This window comes from Jiangella aurantiaca (assembly GCF_004349105.1).
Classification (GTDB): domain Bacteria; phylum Actinomycetota; class Actinomycetes; order Jiangellales; family Jiangellaceae; genus Jiangella; species Jiangella aurantiaca.
In genome coordinates this window covers 1-25,260 of record NZ_SMLB01000032.1, presented here as the reverse complement: position 1 = coordinate 25,260, position 25,260 = coordinate 1, and the positions used below count along the sequence as shown (strand labels likewise).

General features: G+C 73.0%; 24 protein-coding genes, 1 other RNA gene and 1 pseudogene. 12 read left to right on the top strand and 14 right to left on the bottom strand.

Annotated features, from left to right (window positions below; translation table 11 throughout):
* Positions 1 to 76: 76 nt before the first annotated feature.
* From E1262_RS20130 to E1262_RS20120, 3 genes are read left to right on the top strand one after another with little or no spacing between them, the layout of a single operon-like run.
* On the top strand, positions 77 to 865 hold the full coding sequence (locus E1262_RS20130) for a helix-turn-helix transcriptional regulator (protein WP_132104924.1): 789 nt from the start codon (positions 77 to 79) through the stop codon (positions 863 to 865).
* A 23-nt stretch (positions 866 to 888) separates the two neighbouring features.
* Positions 889 to 1,278, top strand: coding sequence for a VOC family protein (locus E1262_RS20125; protein WP_132104923.1), 390 nt, complete (start codon positions 889 to 891; stop codon positions 1,276 to 1,278).
* A complete protein-coding gene (locus E1262_RS20120) occupies positions 1,278 to 1,655 on the top strand; it encodes a hypothetical protein (protein ID WP_132104922.1) in 378 nt (125 codons plus the stop codon). The genes E1262_RS20125 and E1262_RS20120 overlap by 1 nt, the downstream gene beginning before the upstream one ends.
* An 8-nt stretch (positions 1,656 to 1,663) precedes the next feature.
* Here the strand turns inward: E1262_RS20120 and E1262_RS20115 are convergent, their stop codons facing one another.
* The 6 genes from E1262_RS20115 to glnA all read right to left on the bottom strand — a co-directional run bounded on the left by E1262_RS20115 (position 1,664) and on the right by glnA (position 7,984).
* On the bottom strand, positions 1,664 to 4,672 hold the full coding sequence (locus tag E1262_RS20115; protein ID WP_132104921.1) for a bifunctional [glutamine synthetase] adenylyltransferase/[glutamine synthetase]-adenylyl-L-tyrosine phosphorylase: 3,009 nt from the start codon (positions 4,670 to 4,672) through the stop codon (positions 1,664 to 1,666).
* A 47-nt stretch (positions 4,673 to 4,719) separates the two neighbouring features.
* The gene (gene crcB, locus E1262_RS20110) at positions 4,720 to 5,073 is read right to left on the bottom strand and encodes a fluoride efflux transporter CrcB (protein WP_132104920.1); all 354 of its coding nucleotides are present in this window, start codon (positions 5,071 to 5,073) and stop codon (positions 4,720 to 4,722) included.
* Positions 5,070 to 5,426, bottom strand: coding sequence for a DUF190 domain-containing protein (locus tag E1262_RS20105; RefSeq protein WP_132104919.1), 357 nt, complete (start codon positions 5,424 to 5,426; stop codon positions 5,070 to 5,072). Before E1262_RS20105 ends, crcB (E1262_RS20110) begins: the two co-directional genes overlap by 4 nt.
* Positions 5,423 to 5,812, bottom strand: coding sequence for a fluoride efflux transporter CrcB (gene crcB, locus E1262_RS20100; RefSeq protein WP_203454085.1), 390 nt, complete (start codon positions 5,810 to 5,812; stop codon positions 5,423 to 5,425). Before crcB (E1262_RS20100) ends, E1262_RS20105 begins: the two co-directional genes overlap by 4 nt.
* Before the next feature lie 118 nt (positions 5,813 to 5,930).
* Positions 5,931 to 6,641, bottom strand: a complete 711-nt coding sequence (locus E1262_RS20095) for a type 1 glutamine amidotransferase (protein ID WP_203454084.1) — start codon at positions 6,639 to 6,641, stop codon at positions 5,931 to 5,933.
* 5 nt (positions 6,642 to 6,646) lie between these two features.
* Positions 6,647 to 7,984 (bottom strand): type I glutamate--ammonia ligase, encoded by a 1,338-nt coding sequence (glnA, locus tag E1262_RS20090; RefSeq protein WP_132104917.1) that lies wholly within the window; start codon positions 7,982 to 7,984, stop codon positions 6,647 to 6,649.
* 71 nt (positions 7,985 to 8,055) lie between these two features.
* Here glnA and E1262_RS20085 point away from each other — a divergent pair, with 71 nt between their 5' ends.
* Together E1262_RS20085 and panB are read left to right on the top strand one after the other, a co-directional pair.
* Positions 8,056 to 10,044, top strand: coding sequence for an NAD+ synthase (locus E1262_RS20085; protein ID WP_132104916.1), 1,989 nt, complete (start codon positions 8,056 to 8,058; stop codon positions 10,042 to 10,044).
* Between the two features lie 77 nt (positions 10,045 to 10,121).
* On the top strand, positions 10,122 to 10,958 hold the full coding sequence (panB, locus tag E1262_RS20080; RefSeq protein ID WP_132104915.1) for a 3-methyl-2-oxobutanoate hydroxymethyltransferase: 837 nt from the start codon (positions 10,122 to 10,124) through the stop codon (positions 10,956 to 10,958).
* Between the two features lie 134 nt (positions 10,959 to 11,092).
* On the opposite strand, the gene E1262_RS20075 is transcribed toward panB, so the two are convergent.
* Positions 11,093 to 11,278 (bottom strand): SPOR domain-containing protein, encoded by a 186-nt coding sequence (locus tag E1262_RS20075; RefSeq protein ID WP_132104914.1) that lies wholly within the window; start codon positions 11,276 to 11,278, stop codon positions 11,093 to 11,095.
* 49 nt (positions 11,279 to 11,327) lie between these two features.
* On the opposite strand from E1262_RS20075, the gene map reads away from it, so the two are divergent.
* The 4 genes from map to E1262_RS20055 all read left to right on the top strand — a co-directional run bounded on the left by map (position 11,328) and on the right by E1262_RS20055 (position 13,736).
* Positions 11,328 to 12,176: a type I methionyl aminopeptidase gene (gene map / locus E1262_RS20070; RefSeq protein WP_132104913.1), complete on the top strand. Its 849-nt coding sequence runs from the start codon at positions 11,328 to 11,330 to the stop codon at positions 12,174 to 12,176.
* Between the two features lie 51 nt (positions 12,177 to 12,227).
* On the top strand, positions 12,228 to 12,983 hold the full coding sequence (gene ppgK / locus E1262_RS20065) for a polyphosphate--glucose phosphotransferase (protein WP_132104912.1): 756 nt from the start codon (positions 12,228 to 12,230) through the stop codon (positions 12,981 to 12,983).
* A 22-nt stretch (positions 12,984 to 13,005) separates the two neighbouring features.
* Positions 13,006 to 13,379: RNase P RNA component class A (rnpB, locus tag E1262_RS20060), an RNA gene on the top strand.
* 66 nt (positions 13,380 to 13,445) lie between these two features.
* Positions 13,446 to 13,736 carry a SinR family protein gene (locus E1262_RS20055; protein WP_132104911.1) on the top strand — a complete coding sequence of 97 codons (291 nt, stop codon included), beginning with the start codon at positions 13,446 to 13,448 and terminating at the stop codon, positions 13,734 to 13,736.
* 50 nt (positions 13,737 to 13,786) lie between these two features.
* Here the strand turns inward: E1262_RS20055 and E1262_RS20050 are convergent, their stop codons facing one another.
* Positions 13,787 to 14,554 carry an LPXTG cell wall anchor domain-containing protein gene (locus E1262_RS20050; protein ID WP_162606005.1) on the bottom strand — a complete coding sequence of 256 codons (768 nt, stop codon included), beginning with the start codon at positions 14,552 to 14,554 and terminating at the stop codon, positions 13,787 to 13,789.
* Between the two features lie 150 nt (positions 14,555 to 14,704).
* Between E1262_RS20050 and E1262_RS20045 the strand changes: the two genes are divergently transcribed.
* Positions 14,705 to 15,337: a class I SAM-dependent methyltransferase gene (locus tag E1262_RS20045; RefSeq protein WP_132104909.1), complete on the top strand. Its 633-nt coding sequence runs from the start codon at positions 14,705 to 14,707 to the stop codon at positions 15,335 to 15,337.
* A 112-nt stretch (positions 15,338 to 15,449) separates the two neighbouring features.
* Positions 15,450 to 15,677: pseudogene (locus E1262_RS31410) on the top strand (ArsR/SmtB family transcription factor); the annotation flags it as partial.
* Between the two features lie 159 nt (positions 15,678 to 15,836).
* On the opposite strand, the gene E1262_RS20035 reads toward E1262_RS31410, so the two are convergent.
* The 3 genes from E1262_RS20035 to E1262_RS20025 form a co-directional block, all read right to left on the bottom strand.
* Positions 15,837 to 16,892 (bottom strand): iron-siderophore ABC transporter substrate-binding protein, encoded by a 1,056-nt coding sequence (locus tag E1262_RS20035; protein WP_132104908.1) that lies wholly within the window; start codon positions 16,890 to 16,892, stop codon positions 15,837 to 15,839.
* Between the two features lie 297 nt (positions 16,893 to 17,189).
* On the bottom strand, positions 17,190 to 20,189 hold the full coding sequence (locus tag E1262_RS20030; protein ID WP_132104959.1) for a glycine--tRNA ligase: 3,000 nt from the start codon (positions 20,187 to 20,189) through the stop codon (positions 17,190 to 17,192).
* 18 nt (positions 20,190 to 20,207) lie between these two features.
* Positions 20,208 to 21,032, bottom strand: coding sequence for a methyltransferase domain-containing protein (locus E1262_RS20025; protein ID WP_132104907.1), 825 nt, complete (start codon positions 21,030 to 21,032; stop codon positions 20,208 to 20,210).
* A 44-nt stretch (positions 21,033 to 21,076) separates the two neighbouring features.
* Between E1262_RS20025 and yaaA the strand changes: the two genes are divergently transcribed.
* Positions 21,077 to 21,871, top strand: a complete 795-nt coding sequence (yaaA, locus tag E1262_RS20020) for a peroxide stress protein YaaA (protein ID WP_132104906.1) — start codon at positions 21,077 to 21,079, stop codon at positions 21,869 to 21,871.
* 241 nt (positions 21,872 to 22,112) lie between these two features.
* On the opposite strand, the gene E1262_RS20015 is transcribed toward yaaA, so the two are convergent.
* Genes E1262_RS20015 through E1262_RS20005 form a run of 3 tightly spaced genes read right to left on the bottom strand, consistent with a single transcriptional unit; the run spans position 22,113 to position 24,785 of the window.
* Positions 22,113 to 23,195: a bifunctional RNase H/acid phosphatase gene (locus tag E1262_RS20015; protein WP_132104905.1), complete on the bottom strand. Its 1,083-nt coding sequence runs from the start codon at positions 23,193 to 23,195 to the stop codon at positions 22,113 to 22,115.
* Positions 23,192 to 23,935, bottom strand: coding sequence for a zinc ribbon domain-containing protein (locus tag E1262_RS20010; RefSeq protein ID WP_203454096.1), 744 nt, complete (start codon positions 23,933 to 23,935; stop codon positions 23,192 to 23,194). Before E1262_RS20010 ends, E1262_RS20015 begins: the two co-directional genes overlap by 4 nt.
* A complete protein-coding gene (locus E1262_RS20005; protein WP_132104903.1) occupies positions 23,925 to 24,785 on the bottom strand; it encodes a Nif3-like dinuclear metal center hexameric protein in 861 nt (286 codons plus the stop codon). The genes E1262_RS20010 and E1262_RS20005 overlap by 11 nt, the downstream gene beginning before the upstream one ends.
* Between the last annotated feature and the right edge of the window lie 475 nt (positions 24,786 to 25,260).

The window sequence follows — 25,260 nt, the reverse complement described above, 5'->3', positions numbered from 1 at the left end:
GGAAGGGGCCACTTTCCCGGCCCTGCCCGGGAACGAGGATCGCGGGACTGTCACCACCGGCATCTAGCCTTGCGCCATGAACCGGATGGACCGTCTGTACGCCCTCGTCGAGGAGCTGCGAGCGGCGGGACCACGCGGCCGTACGGCCCGGCAGCTGGCCGGGCACTTCGAGGTGAGTGTCAGGACCATCGAGCGCGACCTGAGCGCGCTCGGGCAGGCCGGTGTCCCGCTCGCGACCAAGCAGGGACGTACCGGCGGCTACACGCTCGACCCGTCGATGAGCCTGCCGCCGCTCAACTTCACGCCACGCGAGGCCACGGCCATCGCCGTGGCGCTGAGCCGCGGCGACCACGTGCTCTTCGCGCGCGACGCCCGCAGCGCGCTCCAGAAGATCGTGGCCGCCATGCCTGAGCGCGCACTCGAGGAGGCCCGCACGGCCGCCGCGAAGGTGCGGCTGCTCGTCCAGCCGGTGCCCGATCCCGACGCGGAGATCGCCGAGACGATCTGGCGGGCCGTACGCGACAACCATGTGCTGCGCATCGGCTACGTCGACGTCGGCGGCATCGGAACCGAGCGTGAGGTCGAGCCGCAGCACGTCGTCGTCGGTCCCAACGGCTCCTATCTCACGGCCTGGTGTCACCTGCGACAGGACGATCGGGTGTTCCGGATGGATCGCATCACCCGGGCCGAGCGCACGCCTACGCCGCCGCGCCCGCGGCGCGCCGCCCCCGAGCCAGTGGTCGACGGCCACTGCACCAAGTTGCCCGAATGGGTGCTGCGTCCCGAAGATCTTCTGCCGAACTCCGACATAGGGCTGTCGCGAGACCCTGCGACGGTGGGTGCAGCCCGCCGCCCTGGTGGGTGATCCGTTCGATGAAGGAGACACCCATGCCCGATCCCATTCCCGGCACCCTGGCCTGGTTCGAGGTCGCCACCAGCGACCCCGACGGTGCCCAGAAGTTCTATGGCAGCCTCTTCGACTGGACCTTCGAGGCGGACGGTCCGGCGACGGCCGGGGGCATGGATTACCGCAACATCAAGGCCTCCGGAGCCGACCAGCCGATGGGCGGCATCTTCGGAACCCGCGGGCAGGCGCCCGACCACGCGGTGTTCTACATCCTCGTCGCCGACGTCGAGGCCACCTGCGCCGATGCCGTGCAGCTCGGCGGCTCGGTGGTGAGCAAGCACCTCGACCCCGGCCCGGGTGCCCCGGCGTTCGCCTACCTGCGCGACCCGTCGGGCAACCAGTTCGGGGTCTTCAGCCCGCCGGCGGCCTGATGGCGCCAGACGCGAAGGGCACGTTCCCGCCGGACCGGTCCGGCGGGGACGCCGCCCGCGACCTCTACGAGGAGCTCACCGACGACCTGCTCTACGATCCCGCGATCGGCCGGGCGACGATGATGGGCTACCCGTGCGTGCGGCTGGCCGGGCGGTTCCTCGCGTGCTACGACGACAAGGCCGGCCGGCTGGTCCTGAAGCTGCCGAGCGAGCGGGTGGTCGAACTCGTGCGGGCCGGCACCGGCGACGAGTTCGCCCCCGCCGGCAGGGTGTTCCGCGAGTGGGTGGCGATTCCCACCGCCGATCGGGAGCTGTGGCGCGTCCTGCTCGCCGAGGCGGTCGCCTTCGCGCGGACAGCCGCCTCCGGGCGTTCTTGAGGCCGTCCTCAGCGGGCGTCGTCGTAGAAGAGGCGTTCGACGACGGAGCGAGCCTTGCGGGCGGAGCGGTGGTAGTCGTCGACGAACAGGGTGCTCTCGCCGGCGCCGTAGCCCAGCACCTGCGACACCGCCGCCAGCGTCTTCGGGTCCTTGGGCAGCATGTCCGACGGCCGGCCGGTGACCAGGACGGTCGCGTTGCGGATGCGGGCCGCCTGCCGCCAGGCGTCCACGAGCACGGCTCGGTCCTCCGCGGCCAGGAGGCCGGCCGACACCGCCGCGGCGAGCGCCCCCGGCGTCGACATCGTCCGCAACTCCGGCACCCCTGCCGCGTGCCGCAGCTGCAGCAGCTGCGCCGTCCACTCCACGTCGGCGAGGCCGCCGGGACCGAGCTTGAGGTGCATCGACGGGTCGGCGCCGCGCGGCAACCGCTCGGACTCCACACGGGCCTTCATGCGCCGCACGTCGCGGATCTGCGTCGCCGACAACCCGGCCGTGGGCCAGCGCAACGGGTCGATCAGCGCCGAGAACCGCCGCAGCAGCTCCGGATCGCCGCAGCACGGCGCCGCCCGCAGCAGCGCCTGCCGCTCCCACACCTCGCCCCACCGGTCGTAATACGCGGCGTACGAGGCCAGCGTCCGCACCAGCGGCCCCTGCTTGCCCTCCGGCCGCAGACCGGCGTCGACGGTCAGCGACGGCTCTGGCGACGGCAGCGAGAGCAGCCGGGTCATCTCGTTGGCGACGGCGAGCGCGGCGGACGCCGCCTCGGTCTCGTCCTCGTCGGGGTACGGCGTGTGCACGAACAGCACGTCGGCGTCGGACGCGTACCCCATCTCGCGGCCGCCGAGCCGGCCCATCGCGACGACCGCCAGCCGGGTCGGCAGCGGCCCGCCGCGTGCGGCCTCGACGGCGCGGGTGGCGGCGGCCAGCGCGCCGGACAGCGTCGCCTCCGCGATGACCGTCAACGCCTCGCCGACGTCCTCGACGGGGGCGTCGGCGGCGAGGTCGGCGACGGTGACGCGGAACAGCTCGCGCCGGCGCATGGCCCGGACCACGCCGATCGCGTCGACAGGGTCGTCGTGCCGTTGGACGCCGGCCAGGACCTCCTTCTCCAGTGGCCCCCGCTCACGCAGCCGCAGCGCGTCGTCGTCACCGAGCAGCGAGACCGCCTCGGGCGCCCGCAGCAGCAGCTCGGTCGCGTACCGGCCGGACGCCAGCACGCGCGCCATCCGCTCGGCCGCCGCGCCGTCGTCGCGCAGCAGCCGCAGATACCACGGCGTCGTGCCGAGCGCCTCGCTGACCTTGCGGAACCCGGCCAGGCCGGTGTCGGGCTCGGGCGCATCGGCGAACCAGCCGAGCAGCACCGGCAGCAGCGTCCGCTGGATCGACGCCCGCCGCGACACGCCCGTCGTCAGCGCCTCGATGTGCCGCAGTGCGCCGGCCGGGTCGGCGTATCCGAGCGCCCGCAGCCGGGCCAGCGCGGCCTCCGGGCTGAGCCGGACGCCGTCGCCGGGCAGCCGCGCGACGGCGGACAGCAGCGGTCGGTAGAACAGCTTCTCGTGCAGCCGCCGCACCTCGCGGGCCTGCTGGTGCCAAACGTCGACCAGCTCGGCCGGCTGCTTCATCGCCAGCGACCGCGCGAGGATCCGCAACTGCTCGTCGGAGTCCGGGACGACGTGCGTGCGGCGTAGCCCGCGCAGCTGGATGCGGTGCTCGAACGTGCGCAGGAACCGGTAGGCGGCGTCGAGCACGGCACCGTCCAGGCGCCCGACGTAGCCGCCGGCCGTCAGCGCCGCGAGCGTGTCGAGCGTGTTGCCGTCGTGCAGGCTGACGTCGGCCCGGCCGTGCACCAGCTGCAGCAGCTGGACGGCGAACTCGACGTCGCGCAGCCCGCCAGGGCCGAGCTTGAGCTGACGGTCGGCCTCGGCCGGGCGGATGTGGTCCTCGACCCGGCGCCGCATCGCGTGCACGTCGTCGACGAAGCCGTCGCGGCCGGACGCGGTCCACACCATCGGCATGACGGCGTCGAGGTACTGCTGGCCGAGCGCGCGGTCGCCGGCCACCGGGCGGGCCTTGAGCAGGGCCTGGAACTCCCACGTCTTCGCCCAGTCGCGGTAGTAGGCGACGTGGCTGGCGACGGTGCGCACCAGCGGCCCCCGCTTGCCCTCGGGCCGCAGCGCCGCGTCGACCGGCCAGATCGTCCCCTCGCCGGTGTAGACCGAGCACGCCCGCATCAGCGCTGTTGCCAGCGCCGTCGCGGTGCCCAGCCAGTCGGTCGCGCCGTCGGGATCGTCGGCGGGCGGCTCGCCGACGAAGACGACGTCGACGTCGGAGGCGTAGTTCAGCTCGCGGCCGCCGGCCTTGCCCATCGCGATGACGGCCAGCCGGCAGTCCGGCGCGTCGGGGACCGCGGCCCGCGCGACGGCGAGCGCGGCCTCGAGTGTCGCGCCGGCGAGGTCGGCCAGCTCCGCGGCGACGGCGGCGACGTCCAGCCGGTCGGCGAGATCGAGCGCCGCTAGCGCCGTGACGTGCCGCCGGTACGCCACCCGCAGGGCATCGAGCAGCTCCGGCTGCTCCCCCACCGCGACGGGGACCGGCGCGGCCGGGTCGGCGCCTACGGCCGTGAGGAGGCGGGCCCGGACGGCGTCTGCGTCGGGCCGCCGCTCCGGGTCGAGGTCGCCGAGGTCGAGCCAGTGGTCCGGATGCCGGCACAGGTGGTCGGCGAGCGCCGAGCTGAACCCGAGCACGGCCAGTAGCCGGCGCGCGTGCGGCGAGTCGGCGGCCAGCGCGTCGCGCAGGCGGGCCCGCCGCTCGTCCGTCACCAGCGACTCCAGCAACCGCCCGAGCCCGCGCAGCCCGAGGTCGGGGTCGGCGACGATGCCCAGCGCGGCGACGAGGTCGGTGCCGGCGGCGAGGTCGCTGAGCAGCGGGCCGTCCAGCTCGCGCTGGGCGGCGGCGGTGTCGGCGAACCCGGCCTTGGCCAACGACGCGACGCGGCCCTCCGTCCGGTTCACAGACATGCAACAAACGTACCCGGCGCGCCACCGCGCGGCCGCCTCGCCCGGCGCTAGGACGCCAGGGTCCAGCCGAGGGCGGCCGCACCCAGGCCTGCGGCCACGCTGACCAGCACGTTCGCGACCCCGCGCGACCACGCGCCGTCCTCCAGCAGCCGCAGCGTCTCGTAGCTGAACGTGCTGTACGTGGTCAGCGCGCCGCAGAAACCGGTCCCGATCAGCGCGGTCGCCTCCGCGCCCACGGACGGCGAGCCGAGCACCAGCCCGAGGACGAACGAGCCCACGACGTTGACCACCAGCGTGCCCCACGGGAACCCGGCGCCCAGCCGGATCCCCACCCAGCGGTCCACGACGTAGCGCAGCGGCGCGCCGACCGCGGCGCCGGCCGCCACCAGCAGCACCGTCACGAAGCAACGCTCCCGCTGCTCCCCCGGCCCACGTACCGGACCACCTCGACGTCGGCCAGCGTGATGAGGCCCTCGCTCACCAGCGGCGCGACCTCGTCGACGAACCGGGCCACAGCCTCGGCGCGGTCCACGATCACGACCGCGACCGGCAGGTCCTCGGACAGGCTGAGGATGCGCGTGGTGTGGATGTGGTTGGACGCGCCGTACCCCTCGATGCCGCGGAAGACGCTGGCGCCGGCCATTCCGGCGGCGTGCGCGCGGTGCACGATCTCGGTGTACAGCGGCCGGCCGTGCCAGGTGTCGTTCTCGCCGACGACTATGGTCAGCCGCTTCGCCGGTCCTTGCAGCGTCATGCGCGTCTCCTCCCTCGAAGGGCCCGCGTCGCCGCGGTCCCGAACCAGACCGCCAGCAGCGCCAGCACCGGCGTCACCAGGACATACGTCACCGCGGCCGCGTAGCGCGCCTCCGCCAGCAGCCGCTGCGTGTCGACCGCGTAGGTCGAGAACGTCGTGAACCCGCCGAGCACGCCGATGCCGAGGAACGGCCGCAGCAGCCGGTGCGGCGCGGTGAGATCCAGCAGCACGGCCATGAGGACGCCGATCAGGAGGCAGCCCGACACGTTCACGACGAGGATCGCCCATGGCCAGCCGCCGTCGGCCGCGGGCTGCAGCGACGCCGCGCCGTGGCGGGCCAGCGAACCCAGGACGCCGCCCGCGCCGATGACCGCGAGCACGGGCACATGGCGGCGCACCCTGGACATATGTCTCCCTACCGTCGATCGAGCCGAGGTAGGGACTGTTGGCCGCGCCGGACGGCACGGCGGTTGTCGGCGAGCCCCACCGCCATCGTGATCGAGTCTAGCGGCGCACCGCCGGCGACGTCGCGACGATGCGGGCGAAGCGGCCGGCCAGCTCGCGTCCGGCGGCGACGACCTCGCTGTCGCGGTCGGCCAGCTCGCGCACCACCGTCCCGGCGTCGACGTCGGGCAGCTCGTGCGCCCAGCCGGCGAACGTCGGCTGGGACACCTCCGGATGGAACTGCACACCCCAGGCAACCGCTCCGACCCGGAAGACCTGGTGCGGGTACATCGCCGACGACGCCAGCCAGACGGCGCCCGGCGGCAGCTCCGCGACGGCGTCGGCGTGCATGCTGGGCCCGGGGAACGGGCCGGCCATCCCGCCCACCAGCGGATCGTCGCCGGACTCCGGGCGCCAGAGCACGTCGACGACGCCGGACTCGCGGCCCGGCGCGGCACCGACCTCGACCCGGCCGCCGCACGCCACAGCCAGTAGCTGCGCGCCGAGGCAGATCCCCAGCGTTGGTGTCCCGCCATCGGCCGCCGCGGCCAGCAGCGACCGCACCGCCGGCAGCCAGGGCGCGACGCCGTCGTCGTAGGCGTTCATCTGCCCGCCGAGCACGATCAGGCCGGCACCGGGCACCGTCGGCAGCGGGTCGCCGGCGTACGGCCGCACCACCCGCACGTCCGCTCCCGCGGCCGTCAGCCAGCCGCCGAGGCGGTCCAGCGGACAGCCCGGCTCGTGCTCGACGACGTCGATGACCTCCGCCACGCCGGTCACATCACCGGCAGCATCTTGGCCCGCTCGAACGCGGTGACCTGCAGGCTGTACTCGTTCCACTCCGAGCGCTTGTTGCGCAGGAAGAACTCGAAGACGTGCTCGCCCAGGGTCTCGGCTACCAGCTCGGAGTTCTCCATGGCCTGGATCGCTTCGTCGAGCGAGGCCGGCAGCGGGTCGATGCCCATGGCCCGGCGCTCGCGGTCGGTCAGCGCCCAGACGTCGTCCTCGGCGCCCGGCGGCAGCTCGTAGCCCTCCTCGATGCCCTTGAGCCCGGCCGCGAGGATGATCGCGTAAGCGAGGTACGGGTTGCAGGCGGAGTCGAGCGAGCGGAACTCGATGCGCGCCGACTGGCCCTTGTCGGGCTTGTACATCGGGACGCGGACCAGAGCGGACCGGTTGTTGTGGCCCCAGCAGATGTAGGCCGGCGCCTCGCCGCCGCCGCGCAGCCGCTTGTAGGAGTTGACCCACTGGTTGGTGACCGCGGTGATCTCGGGCGCGTGCCTGAGCAGCCCGGCGATGAACGAGCGGGCCACCTTGGACAGCTGGTACTCGGCGCCGGGCTCGTGGAAGACGTTGCGGTCGCCCTCGAACAGCGACACGTGGGTGTGCATGCCCGACCCGGGCCAGGCGGTGAACGGCTTGGGCATGAACGACGCGTAGAGGTCCTGCGACAACGCAACCTCGCGGACGACGGCGCGGAACGTCATGAGGTTGTCGGCCGTGGCCAGCGCGTCGGCGTAGCGCAGGTCGATCTCCTGCTGGCCGGGCGCGCCCTCGTGGTGGCTGAACTCGACCGAGATGCCCATGTCCTCGAGCATCGTGATGGTGTCGCGGCGGAAGTCCTGCGCGATGCCGTGCGCGGTGTGGTCGAAGAAGCCGCTGGCGTCGACGGGGATCGGCTCCTCGCCGCCGGTGGGCTGGTTCTTGAAGACGAAGAACTCGACCTCGGGGTGGGTGTAGAAGGTGAACCCCTGCTCCGCGGCCCGGCCGAGCGCCCGCTTGAGGACGTGCCGCGGGTCGGCGTACGACGGCGAGCCGTCGGGCATGAGGATGTCGCAGAACATCCGTGCGGTGCCGTTGGACCCGCCCCGCCACGGCAGCACCTGGAAGGTGGTCGGGTCGGGTTTGGCCAGCATGTCGGCCTCGTAGACGCGCGCGAACCCCTCGATGGCCGAGCCGTCGAAGCCGATGCCCTCGGAGAACGCGTTCTCCAGCTCGGCGGGGGCGACCGCGACCGACTTCAGGAACCCGAGCACGTCGGTGAACCAGAGCCGGACGAACCGGATGTCGCGCTCTTCCAGCGACCTGAGGACGAACTGCTGCTGCTTCTCCACGCCGCCAGTCTGCCCCACGGTCGTGTCCGCCGGGTAGCTGGACGGTGTCCTCACGTGACTAAGCTCGGACCGTGCCGCAGATCAGAATCGCGCTCGCTCAGGTGAACCCGACCGTCGGTGCGCTGGAGGCCAACGCGGACCTCGTCGTCCGCATGACCAAGCACGCCGCCGCGCAGCACGCCCACCTGGTCGCGTTCCCCGAGATGATGCTCACCGGCTACCCGGTCGAGGACCTCGCGCTGAGGACGTCGTTCGTCGACGCGTCGCGGGCCGCGCTGGAGAAGCTGGCGGTCCGGCTCGACGCCGAGGGGCTGGGCGCCACCGCGGTCGTCGTCGGGTACCTGGGGCGCGACGACGCCACGGCACATCAGTACCAGCTGGGCCGGCCCAAGGGGTCGCCGCAGAACGCCGTCGCCGTCCTCTACGGCGGGCGCGTGGTGGCGCGGCAGGCCAAGTACCACCTGCCCAATTACGGCGTGTTCGACGAGGCCCGTTACTTCGTCCCCGGCGACCATCTCGGCGTGTTCCGGCTGCATGGCATCGACATCGCGCTGGCCATCTGTGAGGACCTCTGGCAGGACGGCGGGCCGGTCTCGGTCGCGCGAGAGGCTCGGGCCGGGCTGCTGCTGGTCGTCAACGGGTCGCCGTACGAGCGCAACAAGGACGACACCCGCCTCGACCTCGCCCGCCGCCGGGCCGCCGACTCGCACGCCACGCTGGCGTACGTGAACATGGTCGGCGGCCAGGACGAGCTGGTGTTCGACGGCGACTCCCTCGTCGTCCGCCCCGACGGCGAGGTGCTCGCGCGGGCCCCGCAGTTCGAGGAGGGCTGCCTGGTCGTCGACCTGCAGCTGCCCGAAGCCGTCGCACCTGCGCCCGGCCCGTGGGGCATGACGCAGGAGCGCATCGCCGGGTTCGCCGTCCACCGCACCACGCTGACCACGGCACCGCTGCCCGCGTACACGCCCGACCCCGGCGCGCTGGCGCCGCGGCTGTCCGACCTCGCCGAGGTGTACGCCGCCCTCGTCACGGGGCTGCGCGACTACGTGCGCAAGAACGGCTTCTCGTCGGTGGTCATCGCGCTGTCGGGCGGCATCGACTCCGCGCTGGTCGCAGCGGTGGCGGTCGACGCGCTGGGCGCCGAGCACGTGTACGGCGTGTCGATGCCGAGCAGGTATTCGTCGGAGCACTCGAAGTCCGACGCGCAGGACCTGGCGGAGCGCACCGGGCTGCGGTTCCGGACCATCCCGATCGAGCCGATGGTCCGCGCCTTCCTCGACAACGTCGAGCTCACCGGGCTGGCCGAGGAGAACCTGCAGGCCAGGGTGCGCGGCATGACACTGATGGGGCTGTCGAACCAGGAGGGCCACCTGGTGCTCGCCACCGGCAACAAGACCGAGCTGGCGGTCGGCTACTCCACCATCTACGGCGACGCGGTCGGCGGCTACGCCCCGATCAAGGACGTGCCGAAGACGCTGACCTGGGAATTGGCCCGCTGGCGCAACGCGGCCGCCGTCGAGCGCGGCGAGACCCCGCCGATCCCGCAGGGTTCCATCGACAAGCCGCCGAGCGCCGAGCTGCGCCCCGGCCAGCTCGACTCCGACTCGCTGCCCGACTACCCGCTCCTCGACGACGTCCTGTACCGGCACCTCGAGCAGGACCTCGGCGCGACGGAGTTGCAGGCGGCCGGGTTCGACGCGGACCTCGTCGCCAAGGTGCTGCGCATGGTCGACACCGCCGAGTACAAGCGACGCCAGTACCCGCCCGGCCCGAAGATCACCATGCGCAACTTCGGCCGCGACCGGCGAGTGCCGATCACCAGCGCCTGGCGCGAGGCCGCGCGCGAGGGGTCCACGCCGGCCGACGCGCCGAAGGCCGACATCCCAGAGGCCGGTCCGGCGGCGAGCGAGCCGGCGCCGGTCGAGCCCGCCCCCGTCGAGCCGCAGGCGCAGCCGTCCGATGAGACCGCCGAGCAGCAGGCTGACGCCGTCGAGCCGCCGGCCGCCGAGACGCCGGAGCGGGCCGGGCGGGAGCTGCCGCCACCGCCTCCGCCGCACTGACACCCGCGTTCGTGGGACAATCGGAGGTGTTAGGGGACCCGGACACGGGCCTCGAGACACACTCAAGGAGTCCTGCGATGACGCACGAGACCGTCCCGTTGTACGGCGGCCAGCTCTCCCGGCGGGTCACCATCCGCGATCTCCGCACCGCCAAGGAGCGCGGCGAACGGTGGCCCATGCTCACCTCGTACGACATGTACACCGCCGAGATCTTCGACGCCGCCGGCATCCCGGTGCTGCTGGTCGGCGACTCGGCCGGCAACAACGTCTACGCCCACCCCGACACCGTCCCGGTCACCGTCGAGGAGATGATCCCGCTGGCCCGCGCCGTCGTGCGGTCCACCAGCCGGGCGCTCGTCGTCTGCGACCTGCCGTTCGGGTCGTACCAGCTGGGGCCCGAGCAGGCGCTGGCCACGTCGATCCGCATCATGAAGGAGACCGGCGCCCAGGCCGTGAAGCTCGAGGGCGGTCTCCCGGTCGTCGAGTCGGTGCGCCGCATCGTCGAGGCCGGCGTCCCGGTCATGGCGCACGTCGGGTTCACGCCGCAGAGCGTCAACGCGCTGGGCGGCTACCGCGTCCAGGGCCGCGGCCTCGAGGCCGACCGGCTGATCGAGTCCGCGCTGGCACTCGAGGAGGCCGGAGCGTTCGCCGTCGTGCTCGAGATGGTGACGGCGGCGGTCGCGGCCGAGGTGACGAAGCGGCTGTCCATCCCGACCGTCGGCATCGGCGCCGGTCCCGACGTCGACGCCCAGGTGCTGGTCTGGCAGGACATGGCCGGCTTGCGCGCCGGCCGGCTGCCGCGGTTCGTCAAGCAGTACGGCGACCTCCGCGGTGCCCTCGCCGACGCGACCAAGGCGTTCGCCGACGACGTCGTCAGCGGTGCGTTCCCGGCGGAGGAGCACACGTACCACTGAACGGACCGCGCAGTTCCTCGATGAGCCGCCAGAGCCGGGCGGGTGTGGGGATCGATGGCGGGTGGATCAGTGGGGCCAGGGCACCACCAGACCACCCGCCATCCAGCCAGCGTCTCAACCCAAGGAGCGACCGGTCACTCCTCCCCGCTCCACTCTCGATCGAGTGCGTCCTGCTGAGCGGTCCGCTCGTGCGCCCGCGCCAGCGCGTCCTGCGCTTCTTCTCGCGTCTCGTACGGCCCGAGGCGCCGGTCGTTGGGACAACCATCGACTGGCTCGACCGTCGAATGCACCAGGCACCAGTACCAGGGTCCGTCGGCCACGATGACTCCCTTCGCCGGAGAAGCGCACCTCAGCCTAGACTTTCACACCATGTCGCCCGTCGTACCCGGCATCGTGTCGCCCGAACGCCCCGTCCCGCCGTCCATCGCGCGCCCGGAGTACGTCGGCAAGGCCCGCCCCACCCCGTTCAGCGGCTCCGAGATCAAGGATGCCGCCACCATCGAACGCATCCGCGTCGCCGCCCAGCTGGCCGCGCAGGCGCTGGCCGAGGTCGGCAAGCACGTCGAGCCGGGCATCACCACCGACGAGCTGGACGCGATCGGGCACGAGTTCCTCATCGAGCGCGGCGCGTACCCGTCGACGCTCGGGTACCGGGGGTTCCCGAAGTCGCTGTGTACCAGCGTCAACGAGATCATCTGCCACGGTATCCCCGACTCCACCGTCGTCCAGGACGGCGACATCGTGAACATCGACATCACCGCGTACATCGACGGCGTGCACGGCGACAACAACGCGACGTTCCTGGCCGGCGACGTCGACGAGGAGACGCGGCTGCTGGTCGAGCGGACGCAGGAGGCGCTGAACCGCGCCATCAAGGCGGTGAAGCCGGGCCGCGCCATCAACGTCATCGGGCGGGTCATCGAGTCGTACGCGAAGCGGTTCGACTACGGCGTCGTGCGGGAGTTCACCGGCCACGGCGTCGGTGAGGCGTTCCACTCCGGCCTCGTCGTGCCGCACTACGACGATCCCGGATCGACGACGATCATCGAGCCGGGCATGGTGTTCACCATCGAGCCGATGCTCAACCTCGGCACGCACGAGTGGACCATGTGGGACGACGGCTGGACGGTCGTCACGCGCGACGGCCGGCGATCGGCGCAGTTCGAGCACACGCTGCTGGTGACCGAGAACGGCGCCGAGATCCTCACCCTGCCCTGACTTCGGCACCACGGGTGGCCGCGCCGGGCGTCTTGAGCGAAGCTTGATGACGTGACCTCGACGGCGCAGGGTTTCGGCATCGACATCGGCGGCAGCGGCATCAAAGGGGCACCGGTCGACCTCGGCAAGGGCGAGTTCGCCGCCGAGCGCGTCCGCATCGACACTCCCGAGGAGTCCACCCCTGACAACGTCATCGCGGTGGTGCTCGACGTGCTCCAGCAGTTCGGCTGGGACGGGCCGTTCGGCTGCACGTTCCCCGGCATCGTCAAACGCGGCATCATCCACTCCGCCGCCAACGTCGACAAGTCATGGATCGGCGTGGACCTCGAGAAGGAGCTCGCTGAGCGCGCCGGCCGGCCCGTCACCATCGTCAACGACGCCGACGCCGCCGGGGTCGCTGAGGACCGCTTCGGCGCCGCCGCCGAGCAGGACGGCGTCGTCATCGTCACGACGCTCGGCACCGGCATCGGCAGCGCCGTCCTGCACGACGGCGTGCTGCTGCCGAACACCGAGTTCGGCCACCTCTACCTCGCCCACCACAAGGAGGCGGAGAAGTTCGCCGCCGCCTCCGTCCGCGAGGAGAAGGAGCTCTCCTGGGAGCACTGGGCCGAGCGGCTGCAGGAGTTCTACTCCCACCTCGAGTTCATCTTCTCCCCCGACCTGTTCGTCGTCGGCGGCGGCGTCAGCAAGAAGGCGGACAAGTTCCTCCCGCTGCTCGACCTGTCCACGCCGATCGTGCCGGCCGGCCTGCGCAACGACGGCGGCATCATCGGCGCCGCCCTTCTAGCCGCCGAACGCGCAGCGTAAGCGGTATCCTGGAGCTGGAGGACGAGCCGGCCGGGCGGCCGCGTCGGGGCCGTCAGGTCCCGCCGAGGAAAGTCCGGACTCCACAGGGCAGGGTGGTGGGTAACGCCCACCCGGGGTGACCCGCGGGACAGTGCCACAGAAAGCAGACCGCCTCCCGCGTTCGCGCGGGCGGTAAGGGTGAAACGGTGGTGTAAGAGACCACCAGCGCCCCAGGTGACTGGGGCGGCTCGGTAAACCCCACCCGGAGCAAGGTCAGACAGGGAGCGTTCGAGGGCGGCCCGCCCGAGCTCCCGGGTAGACCGCTGGAGACCACCGGCAACGGTGGCCGTAGATGGATGGTCGCCGGTCCCGGTCCGCCGGGAACCACAGAATCCGGCTTACAGGCCGGCTCGTCCCCGTTCTGTCCGACCGCCCCAGTAGCCTTCGCCAGTTCGTTCCCGAGCACGTGGAGGGCCGCTGGACATGGCGATGATGCTGGTCAGCTTCGACGCGAATACGCCGGGACACAGCTACGACCGTCTCCTCGACGCGCTCGAGGGGTTCGGGGCGTACTGGCACTGTCTCGACTCGACCTGGCTGGTCGAGACGAGGATGAGCATCACCCAGGTCCGCGACTCGCTCTGGCTGCACATGCACCCGGACGACGAGCTCCTGGTCGTCGACGTGACCGGCGCGCCCGCCTCGTGGGTCGGCTTCACCCGGGAGTGCGGCGACTGGCTGCGCGACAACCTCGACCGTCCCGGCTCGCCCTGACGGCGGATGGTCCGGCACCGCTCTGGCTGCACCGGACCACCCGTCGCGTTCTACCGCTGGGCCGCCGTCCGGCGGTACACCAGCAGCGCACCGGCGGCCAGGAAGGCCACGGTTGCGAGCCAGAGCGCCCCCAGGTCGCCGGAGCCGGTGTTCGGCAGCTCCTCGCCGTCGCCGCCGACGCCTGCCCCGGCCGCGCCGCCGTCGTCGTCGCCGGCGCCGTCGTCGGCATTGCCGTCGGCGCCGGCGTCGGTGCTGTCGTCGTCGTCCTCACCGATCTCGCAGCCGACCGCGTCGGAGTCCCGGTCCAGGTGGAACGGGTCCTTCTCGGCGTCGAACAGCTCGATCGGCTTGTGGGCGTCGTCGATGTCCGGGCAGTTGTAGTCGCCGTGCGTGTCGCTGCACCACTCGGCGGAGTCGGCGTAGTGAGCGCACGGGCCTGGCTCGTCGGCCGGCTCCTCAGCCGGCGGTTCCTCGGCCGGCCCACCGCCCGCGTCGCCGCCTCCACCCGAGCCGTTGTCGCAGCCGAAGCCGTCTCCGTCGGCGTCAAGACCGAACGGATCGTCGGACCCGGGCACGAGCTGGACCGGCAGGTACTCCTCCGGGATCTCGTCGCAGTCGTAGTCGCCGTGTGCTGGGTCGCACCAGCCCTCGCCTTCGAAGGGCTGTGCGTAGTCGTCGCAGTCGGTTGCTTCGGGTGCCTTGGTCTCTTCGGTCGTCTCGGTCCACGTTGCCGGGTCCTGGACCTCTGCCCAGGCCGGCAGCGCGCCGCCGAACAGTAGGGCCAGGCCGGCCAGAATCGCTATGGTGACCTTTCGCAAGGTCGCCCCCCTTCGGAACTTCGGATACATAGGCCGTAGGTACGGCCCAACCAAAGCCCCGCACGCTAGCGCGATCTTCGTCGCCCCGGAAGCACTTTCGCCCGAATCGCCGCGATTCTCATGAAGATCGACGGAGTAGCGTGACCGATCGTGACCGAACAGCGTGACACCGACCCCAAGGAGATCGTCCGCCGCGGCTACGACGCCGCCTCGCTCCACTACCGCGCCGACGACGCCGATCCGGACACCCACCGGCCGTGGATCGCCGAGCTCACCCGCCGGCTGCCGGCGCACGCCGGCGTCCTCGACCTGGGCTGCGGCAACGGCGTCCCGGTGGCCCGCGACCTCGCCGCCGCCGGGTTCGCCGTCACCGGCGTGGACCTCAGCGAGGTGCAGATCGCCCGAGCCCGCGCACTCGTGCCGGACGCGACGTTCCTCGCCGCCGATGCGACCACCGTCGACCTGCCGGCCGCGAGCTTCGACGCCGTCGTGTGCCTGTACGCGCTGATCCACATACCGCTGGAGGAGCAGCCGCCGCTGCTGCGGCGGATCGCCGGCTGGCTACGGCCCGGCGGCCTGTTCCTCGCCACGACCGGGCACGACGCCTGGACCGGCACCGAGGAGGACTGGCTCGGAGGCGGCGCGACGATGTGGTGGAGCCACGCCGACGCCGCGACGTACCGGGAGTGGCTCGCGGCCGCCGGGTTCACCGTCGAGCGGCAGGAGTTCGTCCCGGAGGGCGACGGCGGGCACGAGCTGTTCTGGGCCCGCACCGCCGCGTGATCATGTCGCCGCGTGGTGCGCGGTCAGCTCGTGGACATCGTCCGGGACGACGCCGCCGTAGGACGGGTTGACGTGCACGACGACGTGGCCGAGATGCCGGACGCGGTGCAGCAGCGCCGTCAGCCAGCACCTGGCCAAGCTGCGGCTCTCGGGCCTGGTACGCAGCCGCCGGGAGGGCACGTTCGTCTACTACCACGCGGCCGACACCCACGTACGCCAGCTCCTCGAGCAGGCACTCTTCCACGCCGACCACGCCCACGGCGAGCACCCGCGCGAGGACGACCCGCACCACGTCCACGAGAGCGGCGGCGCGGCCCGCACCCCCGCGACCCAGCGGTGACCGCCAGCAAGAGTGGGTTCGCCACGTACACCCGCACCGATGTGGAGGTGAGCCCGACGGGGGCGAGCACGCTCCCGATCAGGCTGACGCCCTGAGGCAGATCGCAGCCGGGGCCGGGCGGCTGCTGCCGCCCGGCCCCGGCCCGGTGGGCAGGCGGGCTCAGGCTCCGGCGACGACGGACGCCAGCTGCGGCACCAGCTCCTCCAGCGCGTACGGCAGGCTGAGCACCGTCGACCACGTCAGGGCGCCGGACACCAGCGGGTCCTCGATGAACAGCACTCGGCCGTCCTGCACGACCTGCAGCTGGTCGTAGAGCGGCTTGGCCTCGATCTGGGCGCGCAGGCTGTCGTCGTGGCCGACGTTCCAGATCAGCAGCTCGCGGTCGAGCTGGGTCATCAGCTCGTCGCTGATCGGCGCGCCGTCGAGGTCGCCGGCCAGCTCCGCGATGTCGTCGGGCAGCACGAAGCCGAGCTGCGTCATGAAGACGGTGCGCGGGTCGGTGGCGCTGCGGGCGAACGACGAGCCCGGCTCGAACTGCTCGGCGACGACCATCTCGACGCCCTCGAACTCCGGGTGCGCCGCTGCGGCGTCGGCGAACCGCTGGTCGATCTCGGCGATGAGCTCCTCGGCGCGGTCGGCCTGGCCGAGGATCTGCCCGACCATGCGGGTGGTCTCCTGCCAAGGCATGCCGTACTCGGGGTAGTCCGGTGACGACGCGACGGTAGGCGCGATGACCGACAGGGTGTCGTACTCCTCCTGCGTCATGCCGGTGTAGAGGCCGATGATGAGGTCGGGTTCGAACTCGGCGATGGCCTCGTAGTCGAAGTCCTGCATGCCGGTGAAGGCGCCCTCGTTGAGCACGACGGGCTCGGCGTCGCCCAGCTCGTCCTGCGCCCACGGCCAGGTGGCGTGCGGGTACTCGCCGTACCAGTCGGTGACGGCGACCGGCGCGATGCCGAAGGCCAGCACGGCGTCCTGGTCGCTGAAGCCGAGCGTGACGATCCGCTCCGGCGCCTCGGTCAGCTCGGTGGTGCCGTAGCGGTGCTCGACGGACGCGGGGAACTCCCCGGTCGCCGCGTCGTCCGCCGCGGCCGAGGCGTCCGGCTCCCCGGTCGCCGCGCTGCCGTCGTCGTCGCCACTTCCGCATGCGGCGAGGAGCAGGAGCGGGACCGTCAGGACGAGGGCGAGCCGGCGGCCCGCGACACGAAGGGACATGAGCACAGGATAGGCTGGCCTAACCCGGCGTTCGGCACCGACCCCCAGCCGTGCGGCCGCAGACCGGTACCGTCGGCGCGTACCCGGTCAGGGACACATGGGCGACCGTGCGGAGCTGCGCCGCCGGCTGGCCGCCGACCGCCGCTACCTCGACGAGCTGCCCAGCCCGCCCCGAGCCCAAGTTGATCTTGGAGCAACCGGGGAATCAATCGGGCGAATCGCCCGGCAACTCACCGGTTACTCCAAGATCAACTTGGGCTTGGCGACCGGGCAAGGCTGGCTGGGTTGGGCGGACGGTCAGCCGAGCGCGGTGTCGAGCGCGGCCCAGTCGACGGTGCGGGGGCTGTGTGCGCCGATCGTCGCCAGCAGGCCCAGCCGGGACGAGCGCACCGCCGGGTCCTCGGCCATGACCAGGATGTCGTCGAAGAACGCGTTCACCGGGTCGACGAGCGCGCCGGCGGCGTCGGCGAACTCGGCGACCGGGCGGCCGGACCGGTCGCCCAGCGCGGACACGGCCTCGACCAGCCGCTGCTCGGCCGGCTCGGTCAGCACGGCCGGGTCGTAGGACGCCGCCGTCCCCGCCGGGACGATGCGGTTGATCCGCTGCAACGCCGCCACCAGCGCCCGGAACGACTCGTCGCCGGCCCGCGAGCGCAGAGCGGACAGCGTCGCGACGGCCTGGCCGGGCGCGTCGGCGCCCGGCAGGACGGCGGAGACGAAGTCGGCGGGGACGTCCTCGTCGCGCAGCTGCTGGGCGAACCGGGCCACGACGAACTCGCGAGCGGCCGCCACGGCATCGTCGGACACCTCGATGCCCTGGGCGCGCAGCCGGTCGGCCGCCACCGCCAGCCCGCCGTCGACCGTCACCCCGGACAGCGCCGGAGTCTCGCGCAGGATCCGCACGACGCCGAGCGCGGCACGCCGCAGCCCGAACGGGTCAGAGCTGCCGGTCGGCTTCGCACCGAGCGCGAACATGGCCATGAGCAGGTCGAACCGGTCGGCCAGCGCGAGGATCGCGCCGGGCGTGGACGACGGCAGCGCGTCGGCCGTCGACCGCGGCAGCTCCATCTCGAACAGCGCCTGCCCGATGGCGGGCGCCTCCCCCGCGCGGACGGCGTACTCGCGGGCCATGACGCCGGCCAGGCTGGACAGCTCGACCACCATCTGCGACGACAGGTCGAACTTGGCCAGCGCGGCGGCCCGCTCCAGCGCGGCGGTGTCGTCGGAGGACAGCTCGACACCCTTGGCGAGGTCGGCGGCGATGGTCTCGATGCGGGCGGCCCGCTCGGCCATCGAACCCAGCTTCTCCTCGAACGTCAGCTTGGTGAGGCCGGCCTTGAACCGCTCCAGCGGCACCTCGAGGTCGGCCCGCCAGAAGAACGCGGCGTCCTCGTACCGGGCGCGCAGCACCGCCTCGTTGCCGGCCCGCACCGCGTCGGCGTCGCACGCCCCGTTGGCGACCGCCACGAAGTGCGGCAGCAGTGTGCCGTCGGCCGAGCGGACCGGCAGGTAGCGCTGGTGCTTGCGCATGACCGTGGTGAGGATCTGCTCCGGTAGCTCGAGGTACCCGGTGTCGAACCCGCCGAGCAGCGCGTTGGGCTGCTCGACCAGGTTGGTGATCTCGTCGATCAGCCCGGCCTCGGCCTCGGTGTCGACGACCCCGCCGACCTGCGCGGCCAGCTCCGCCGCGGCCTCGACGACGGCGGCCCGGCGGACCGAGGGGTCGGCGACGATGCCGTGCCCGGCCAGGAACTCCAGGTACCCGGCGGCCGACGGCACGGTGACGACGGGCTCCGGCGCGATGCGGTGCACGCGGGTCGTGCGGCCGCTGACCAGCGCCGACACCCGCACCGGCACGACGGTGTCGCCCAGCAGCGCGGTGAGCCAGCGGATCGGCCGGGTGAAGGACAGAGCGGGGTCGCTCCACCGCATGTTCTTCTCCGACCGCAGCTCGGACACGACGTCGGCGAGCAGCGACGACAGCACCTCGACGGCCCCGCGGCCGGCATCGACCACGCGGACGACGACGTGCTGATTGCCGCCGAAGTCCGCGGTCGCGAGGTCGGCGACGTCGACGCCCTGGCCACGGGCGAACCCGAGCAGCGCCTTCGTCGGGCTGCCGTCGGCGTCGTAGGCGGCCTCGACGCGCGGGCCGCGGACGGTGCGATCGGCGTCGGGCTCGCGCGCCTCGACGGCGTCGACCTGGACGATGACGCGCCGCGGCGTGCCGACGACGCTGATGTCGCCGTGCCCGAGCCGCGTGGCGCCGAGCTTCGTCGCGACCGCCTCACGCACCGCGGCCACGGTGTTGGTGACCTCGTGCGGCGGCATCTCCTCGGTGCCGATCTCGAACAGCAGCGGCGCCGGGCCGCTCAGCTCCACCGGGTGGTCGGGCAGCAGCGGCTCGGCGTCGGCGCCGTCGAGCCCCGGCCGCGACACCACGCCCAGCGGGTGGCCGAGCTCCTCGCGCCGCGCCGTCCACAGCGACGACACCTCGCGCGCCAGGCCGCGCATGCGGGCGAACGCCTTGGCACGCTCCGTGGTGCTGATGGCGCCGCGGGCGTCGAGCACGTTGAACGTGTGCGAGCACTTGAGCACGTAGACGTGCGCCGGGACCGGCAGCCGCTCGGCGATCATGCGCTCGGCCTCGGCGGCGTAGGTGTCGAACAGCCGGCGGTTGGCCTCGATGTCGGCGTCGTCGAGGTAGTAGCGCGACATCTCGTACTCGGCCTGGCCGAACGCCTCGCCGTACGAGATGCCGGGCGCGTACTCGATGTCCTTGAAGTGGCTGACGCCCTGCAGCGCCATGATGATGCGCTCGATGCCGTAGGTGATCTCGACCGAGACGGGGTCGAGGGTCTGCCCGCCGGCCTGCTGGAAGTACGTGAACTGGGTGATCTCGAGGCCGTCGAGCCAGACCTCCCAGCCCAGCCCCCACGCGCCGAGGGCGGGCGAGGCCCAGTTGTCCTCGACGAAGCGGATGTCGTGGGCGTGGATGTCGATGCCCAGCGCCTCGAGGCTGGCGAGGTAGATCTCCTGCGGATCGCCCGGGTCGGGCTTGAGGATGACCTGGAACTGAGTGTGCGTCTGCAGGCGGTTCGGGTTCTCTCCGTACCGCGCGTCGTCGGGCCGGACACTGGGCTCGACGTAGGCGACGTGCCAGGGCTCCGGACCCAGGACCCGGAGGATGGTGGCGGGGTTCATAGTCCCGGCGCCGACCTCGGTGTTGAACGGCTGCACCATGAGGCAGCCCCGGTCGGTCCAGTACTTCGTCAGCGCCAGCAGCGCGTCCTGCATCGTGAGCACCGGGAAAGCCTAGTGGGGCGAGGCCGATGGCACGAACTCGAACCCGGTGACCCGGGCCACGATCTCACCGTGCGGAACGAGGAACCAGCCGTCGTCGTGACCGGCCCACTCGCGCCACGCGGCGGCCAGCCGGTCGAGATCCGAGGCCGCCGCCAGTCCGCGGCCGACGGCCTGCTCCGCGAACGCCGACGACGTGACCCGGTCGGCCCACAGGCCGCCCCACCACGCCCGGTCCTCGGGGCTGCTGAAGCACCAGACGCTCGCGGTGGCCGTGACGACGGACAGCCCGGCCTCGTGCGCCCACGCGAGCAGGCGCCGGCCGGCGTCCGGCTCGCCGCCGTTGCCGGCGGCCAGCGTCCGGTACAGCTCCAGCCACTCGGACAGGCCTGGCAGCCGCGGGTACCAGATCATGCCGGCGTAGTCGGAGTCGCGCGCCGCCACGACGCCGTCGGGCCGGGCCACCCGGGCCATCTCGCGCAGCACGGCGACCGGGTCGGCGACGTGCTGCAGCAGCTGGTGCGCGTGGACGACGTCGAAGCCGCCGGCACTGAACGGCAGCGCGGCGGCGTCGCCGGTGACGAACTCGACGGCGCCGGCGCCGTCACCCGCCGCTGCCTGGGCGATCACGTCGGCCGACGCGTCCAGCCCGACCACCCGGCCGGGCGCCACCAGCGACGCGAACTCCGTCGTGATGGTCCCCGGCCCGCAGCCCACGTCGAGCACGTCCGTCCCCGGCACCAGCCCGTCGCGCAGGTACGCCGCCGAGTTCGCGACCGTGCGCCAGGTGTGCGAGCGCAGGACACTCTCGTGGTGGCCGTGCGTGTACGTCGCCATGCCGCCACCGTAATCAAGGGGTCCCGGTCGGTAGGCTGTCCGGAGTGCTGATCCTGCTGCCGCCGTCGGAGGGCAAGACCACGCCGGACGACGGCGCCGCCGTCGACCTCGACGCGTTGTCGTTCCCGGAGCTGACCGGAGACCGCGTCGATCTGCTGGCCGCGCTGGTCCGGCTGTCCCGTACGTCGCCGCAGGCCGCGGCGCAGGCGCTCGGGCTCGGGCCGACGCAGGCCGCCGACGTCGAGCGCAACGCCGTCCTGCCGCACGCGCCGGCCGCACCGGCCCGCGAGGTGTACTCCGGCGTGCTGTACGACGCGCTCGGCCTGCGGTCGCTGCGCGGCGGCACGGCCCGGCGGGCCGACGCGTCCCTGCTGATCACCAGCGGGCTGTGGGGGCTGCTGCGGCCATCGGACGTGATCCCGGCGTACCGCCTGGGCGGCGGCGTGAGCCTGCCCGGCGTCGGCCCGCTGGCCGCGTTCTGGCGCCGGCCGCTGGGCAAGAGCCTGCCCGCCGCGGCCGGCGACGCGCTGATCGTCGACCTGCGGTCCAGCACGTACGCGGGGTTCTGGCGGCCGCCGGCAGACCTCGCCCCCCGCACCGTCGTCGTCCGGGTCCTGCACGAGCACGACGGCAGGCGCACCGTCGTCAGCCACCACAACAAGGCGACGAAGGGCCGCATCGTGCGGCGGCTGCTACAAGACGGCGCCCGCGTGACGACGCCCGCCCGGCTGGTGCGGGTGCTGACGCGGCTGGGCTGGACGGCGGAGCTGACCCCGCCGACCGGCCCCGGCCGCCCGGCGACCGTCGACGTCGTGGTGACCGAGGTGCCGACGTCCTAGCCCGCCGGTCAGGACCCGATCGGCGTCCACGTGGTGAGATTTCGCCGCGATCCGGGGCACGTCACGACGTTTTCTGGAGCATCATCACGCCTGCAATCGTGGTGAGGCTCCAGGTATCCTGGTGATGCGGGCGATCCTTGATGATCATGGCTGTCCACAGGCGGCAGGTGCACGCCACGGCACCGCGAGGCGTGCCCACGGTGATGTGAGGTGAGAACCGCGGACCGGAATCGCGCGCTGATCAGGGGCGGTGGCCGAACGACGGCACCGCGGTGGTGCCGTCGGCGTAGTACTGCAGCTCGGTGACGGAACCGGGCGCGGGCAGCAGCCGGAACAGCGCGTCGGGCGGCGCGCCGAGCGCGAGCGTCGTCAGCGTCCGCATCGGCATCGAGTGGGTGACGACGATCACCGGCTGGCCGGGGTACTCGGCAACGAGTTTGTCGCGGGCCGCGCCGATGCGCCGGGCGACGTCGTCGAGCGACTCGCCGCCCGGCGGCCGGGCCGCCGTCGACTCGTACCAGGCGGCCAGCGCGTCGGGGTACCGCTCGCCGAGCTGCGCCAGCGTCAGGCCGTCCCAGTCGCCGAAGTGGCACTCGCGCCAGGCCTCGTCGATACGGACTTGCAGGCCGAGGCGGTGCGCCACGGCCTCGGCGGTCTCGCGGGTGCGCACCATCGGCGAGCAGACGACGGCGACGGCGCCGCTGGTGCTCAGCAGCTCGGCCGCGCGGGCCGCCTGCGCACGGCCGGTGTCGTCCAGGCTCGGACCGGGCACGCCACCGCCGCTGAACCGGCGGGCCGCGGTCATCGCCGTCTGGCCGTGCCGGACGACGTGCAGCGTAGTGGGCGGACCGAGCTCTGGGGTCCACGCGGTCAGCTTGGCGGCCGGGGCGGTGACGTCGGCGGGCAGCGGCACCGGCCGGCCGTCGAGGGCCTGGTTGACCAGCCGGTCGGCGTGCGCGTTCTCCGCGCGCGGCACCCAGGTGTAGCTGACCCGGCCGCGCGGGAAGACCCGGCCGGCCTCGTCGGCCAGCGGCCGCAGCTCGGCGTTCTTGATCTGCCAGCGGCCGGAGAGCTGCTCGACGACGAGCTTGGAGTCGAGCCGGGCCTCCACGACGGCGTCGGGGTCGATGCCGCGGGCGGCGCGCAGCCCGGCCAGCAGGCCGCGGTACTCGGCGACGTTGTTCGTCGCGACGCCGATGGCCTCGGCCGTCTCGGCGAGCACCTCGCCGGTCTCGGCGTCGCGGACCACGGCGCCGAAGGCGGCCGGGCCCGGGTTGCCCCGCGACCCGCCGTCGGCCTCGACGATCAGCCGCCGGCCGGTCACAGCCCTGACTCGTGGGTGCGGACCAGGATGCGCCGGCACTCCTCGTGCCGGACCACGACGTCGGGCGCGAGGCCGCGGATGCGGCTCAGCTCGGCGGCGTCGAGCTGGATCATGCAGCCCTCGCACCGGCGCTGGCGCAGCGCCGCCGCGCCGATGCCGCCGCGATCGGCGCGGATCTTCTCGTACAGCGCCAGCAGGTCGGCCGGGATGTCGGCGACCAGCGCCTGACGCTCGGCGCGGGCGGCGGTGGCGTCCTGGTCGATCTGCGCCCACGCGGCGTCGCGGGCGGCCTGGACCTCCTGCGCCGTCTTGCCGACGCTCTCGCGCTCGGCGGCCAGCGCGGCGGCCTCGTTCTGCGCCACCTCGAGCCGCTCCATGATCTCGATCTCGGCGTCCTCGAGCACGCCCTGGCGGCGGTTGAGCGAGGCGATCTCGCTCTGCAGGCTCTCGAGCTCCTTCGCCGACGACACCTGGCCGGCGTCGAGCCGCCGCTGGTCGCGGTCCTTGCGCGCCCGGACCTGCTCGACCTCGGCGTCGGCACGCTTCTGCTCGCGTTCGAGGTCGGCGACGGTGGTGCCGGCGACGACCTCGGCGTCGCGCAGCCGGCTGTGCTCGGCGGCGAGCGTCTCGAGCTCGGCGGCCTCGGGCAGCGTCTTGCGGCGGTGGGCCAGCTGGTCGAGCCGCTGGTCGACCGCCTGGACGTCGAGCAGCCGCAACTGGACGGCGGGGTCAGCGTTCAGCGTGAGCTCCTTCGTCGGTACCGGATTCCGGGGCGGGTCGGTGCAGTGTCCACGGATCGGTCGGAGTGGTCGAGACGAGAGTCTCCACCGTAGCGCCTGCGCCCGACAACTCCGCCGTCAGCAGCGCCGCGGCGTCGGGCAGCCACGGCCACTCGCTGGCCCAGTGCGCGACGTCGACGAGCGCCGGCCCGCCGGCCTCTCCCGCCTCCGACGACGGGTGGTGCCGCAGGTCCGCCGTCACGTACGCGTCGACGCCCGCCGCCCGGACGGTTCCGAGCAGGGAGTCGCCCGCGCCGCCGCAGACCGCCACCGTCGCGACGTCGGCGTCCGGATGGCCCATGGCGCGCACGCCGGCCGCCGTCACCGGGAGCGCCGCCGCCACCCGGCGGACGAACGCGCTCAGCGGCTCCGGCCGCGACAGCCGGCCGACGCGGCCCAGGCCGAGTGCGGGGTCTTCAGCGTCGGCGGGCACCAGCGGGCGGGTCTCCTCCAGCCCGAGCGCCGACGCGAGCGCATCGTTCACGCCCGGCGCGGCGCGGTCGGCGTTGGTGTGCGCGGTGTACAGGGCGACGCCGCCGGTGATCAGCCGGTGCACCAGCCGCCCCTTCGGCGTCGTGGCCGGCACGCCGTGCACCGGGCGAAGGAACAGCGGGTGGTGCGTGACGACGAGGTCGGCCTCCCAGGCCAAGGCCTCGTCCACGACGGCGGCGACGGGGTCGACGGCGAACAGGACGCGCCGCACCGGAGCGTCGGGGTCGCCGCACACCAGCCCGACGGCGTCCCACGACTCCGCCAGCTCCGGCGGGTACAGCCGCTCGAGGGCGGCGATGACAGCGGCGAGACGGACCACTAGCAGCTCCCATGTGTCAGGCCATGCACGACATCCTCACTCTCTCCGCAGACCCTTCCGCACCCGGCCGACGACTCGTGGGAGCCTTCGGCCCCAGTCGTCGCCGGTGTGCATGGCCCTTCACGGGCTCGACCCTATCGATCACGGCGGGTGCGCCGTCGAAACGGACCCGCTCTCCGGTTGACGTCGCGACGACACCGATGTGACCCTCCTACCCAAAGGGGCACGGCACGCACGAGGAGGCTCGTCCCATCAGCACCCCACACCCCGCCGATGGCCACCCCTGGTGCGTCGAGCACGACCCGGCCGGCGGGTGCCTCGGCGGCCTCCACGAACTGCCGGGCGGCGGGGCCGCCTTGCTGGGGCGCGCCCGCGACGGCGCGGCCGTCGTCGTCGCGCCGGCCGTCGAGCTCGACCGCCCCAGCTGGTCGACCCGGTGATCGAACGCCCGTTTGACATTCCCCTCCCACCACCC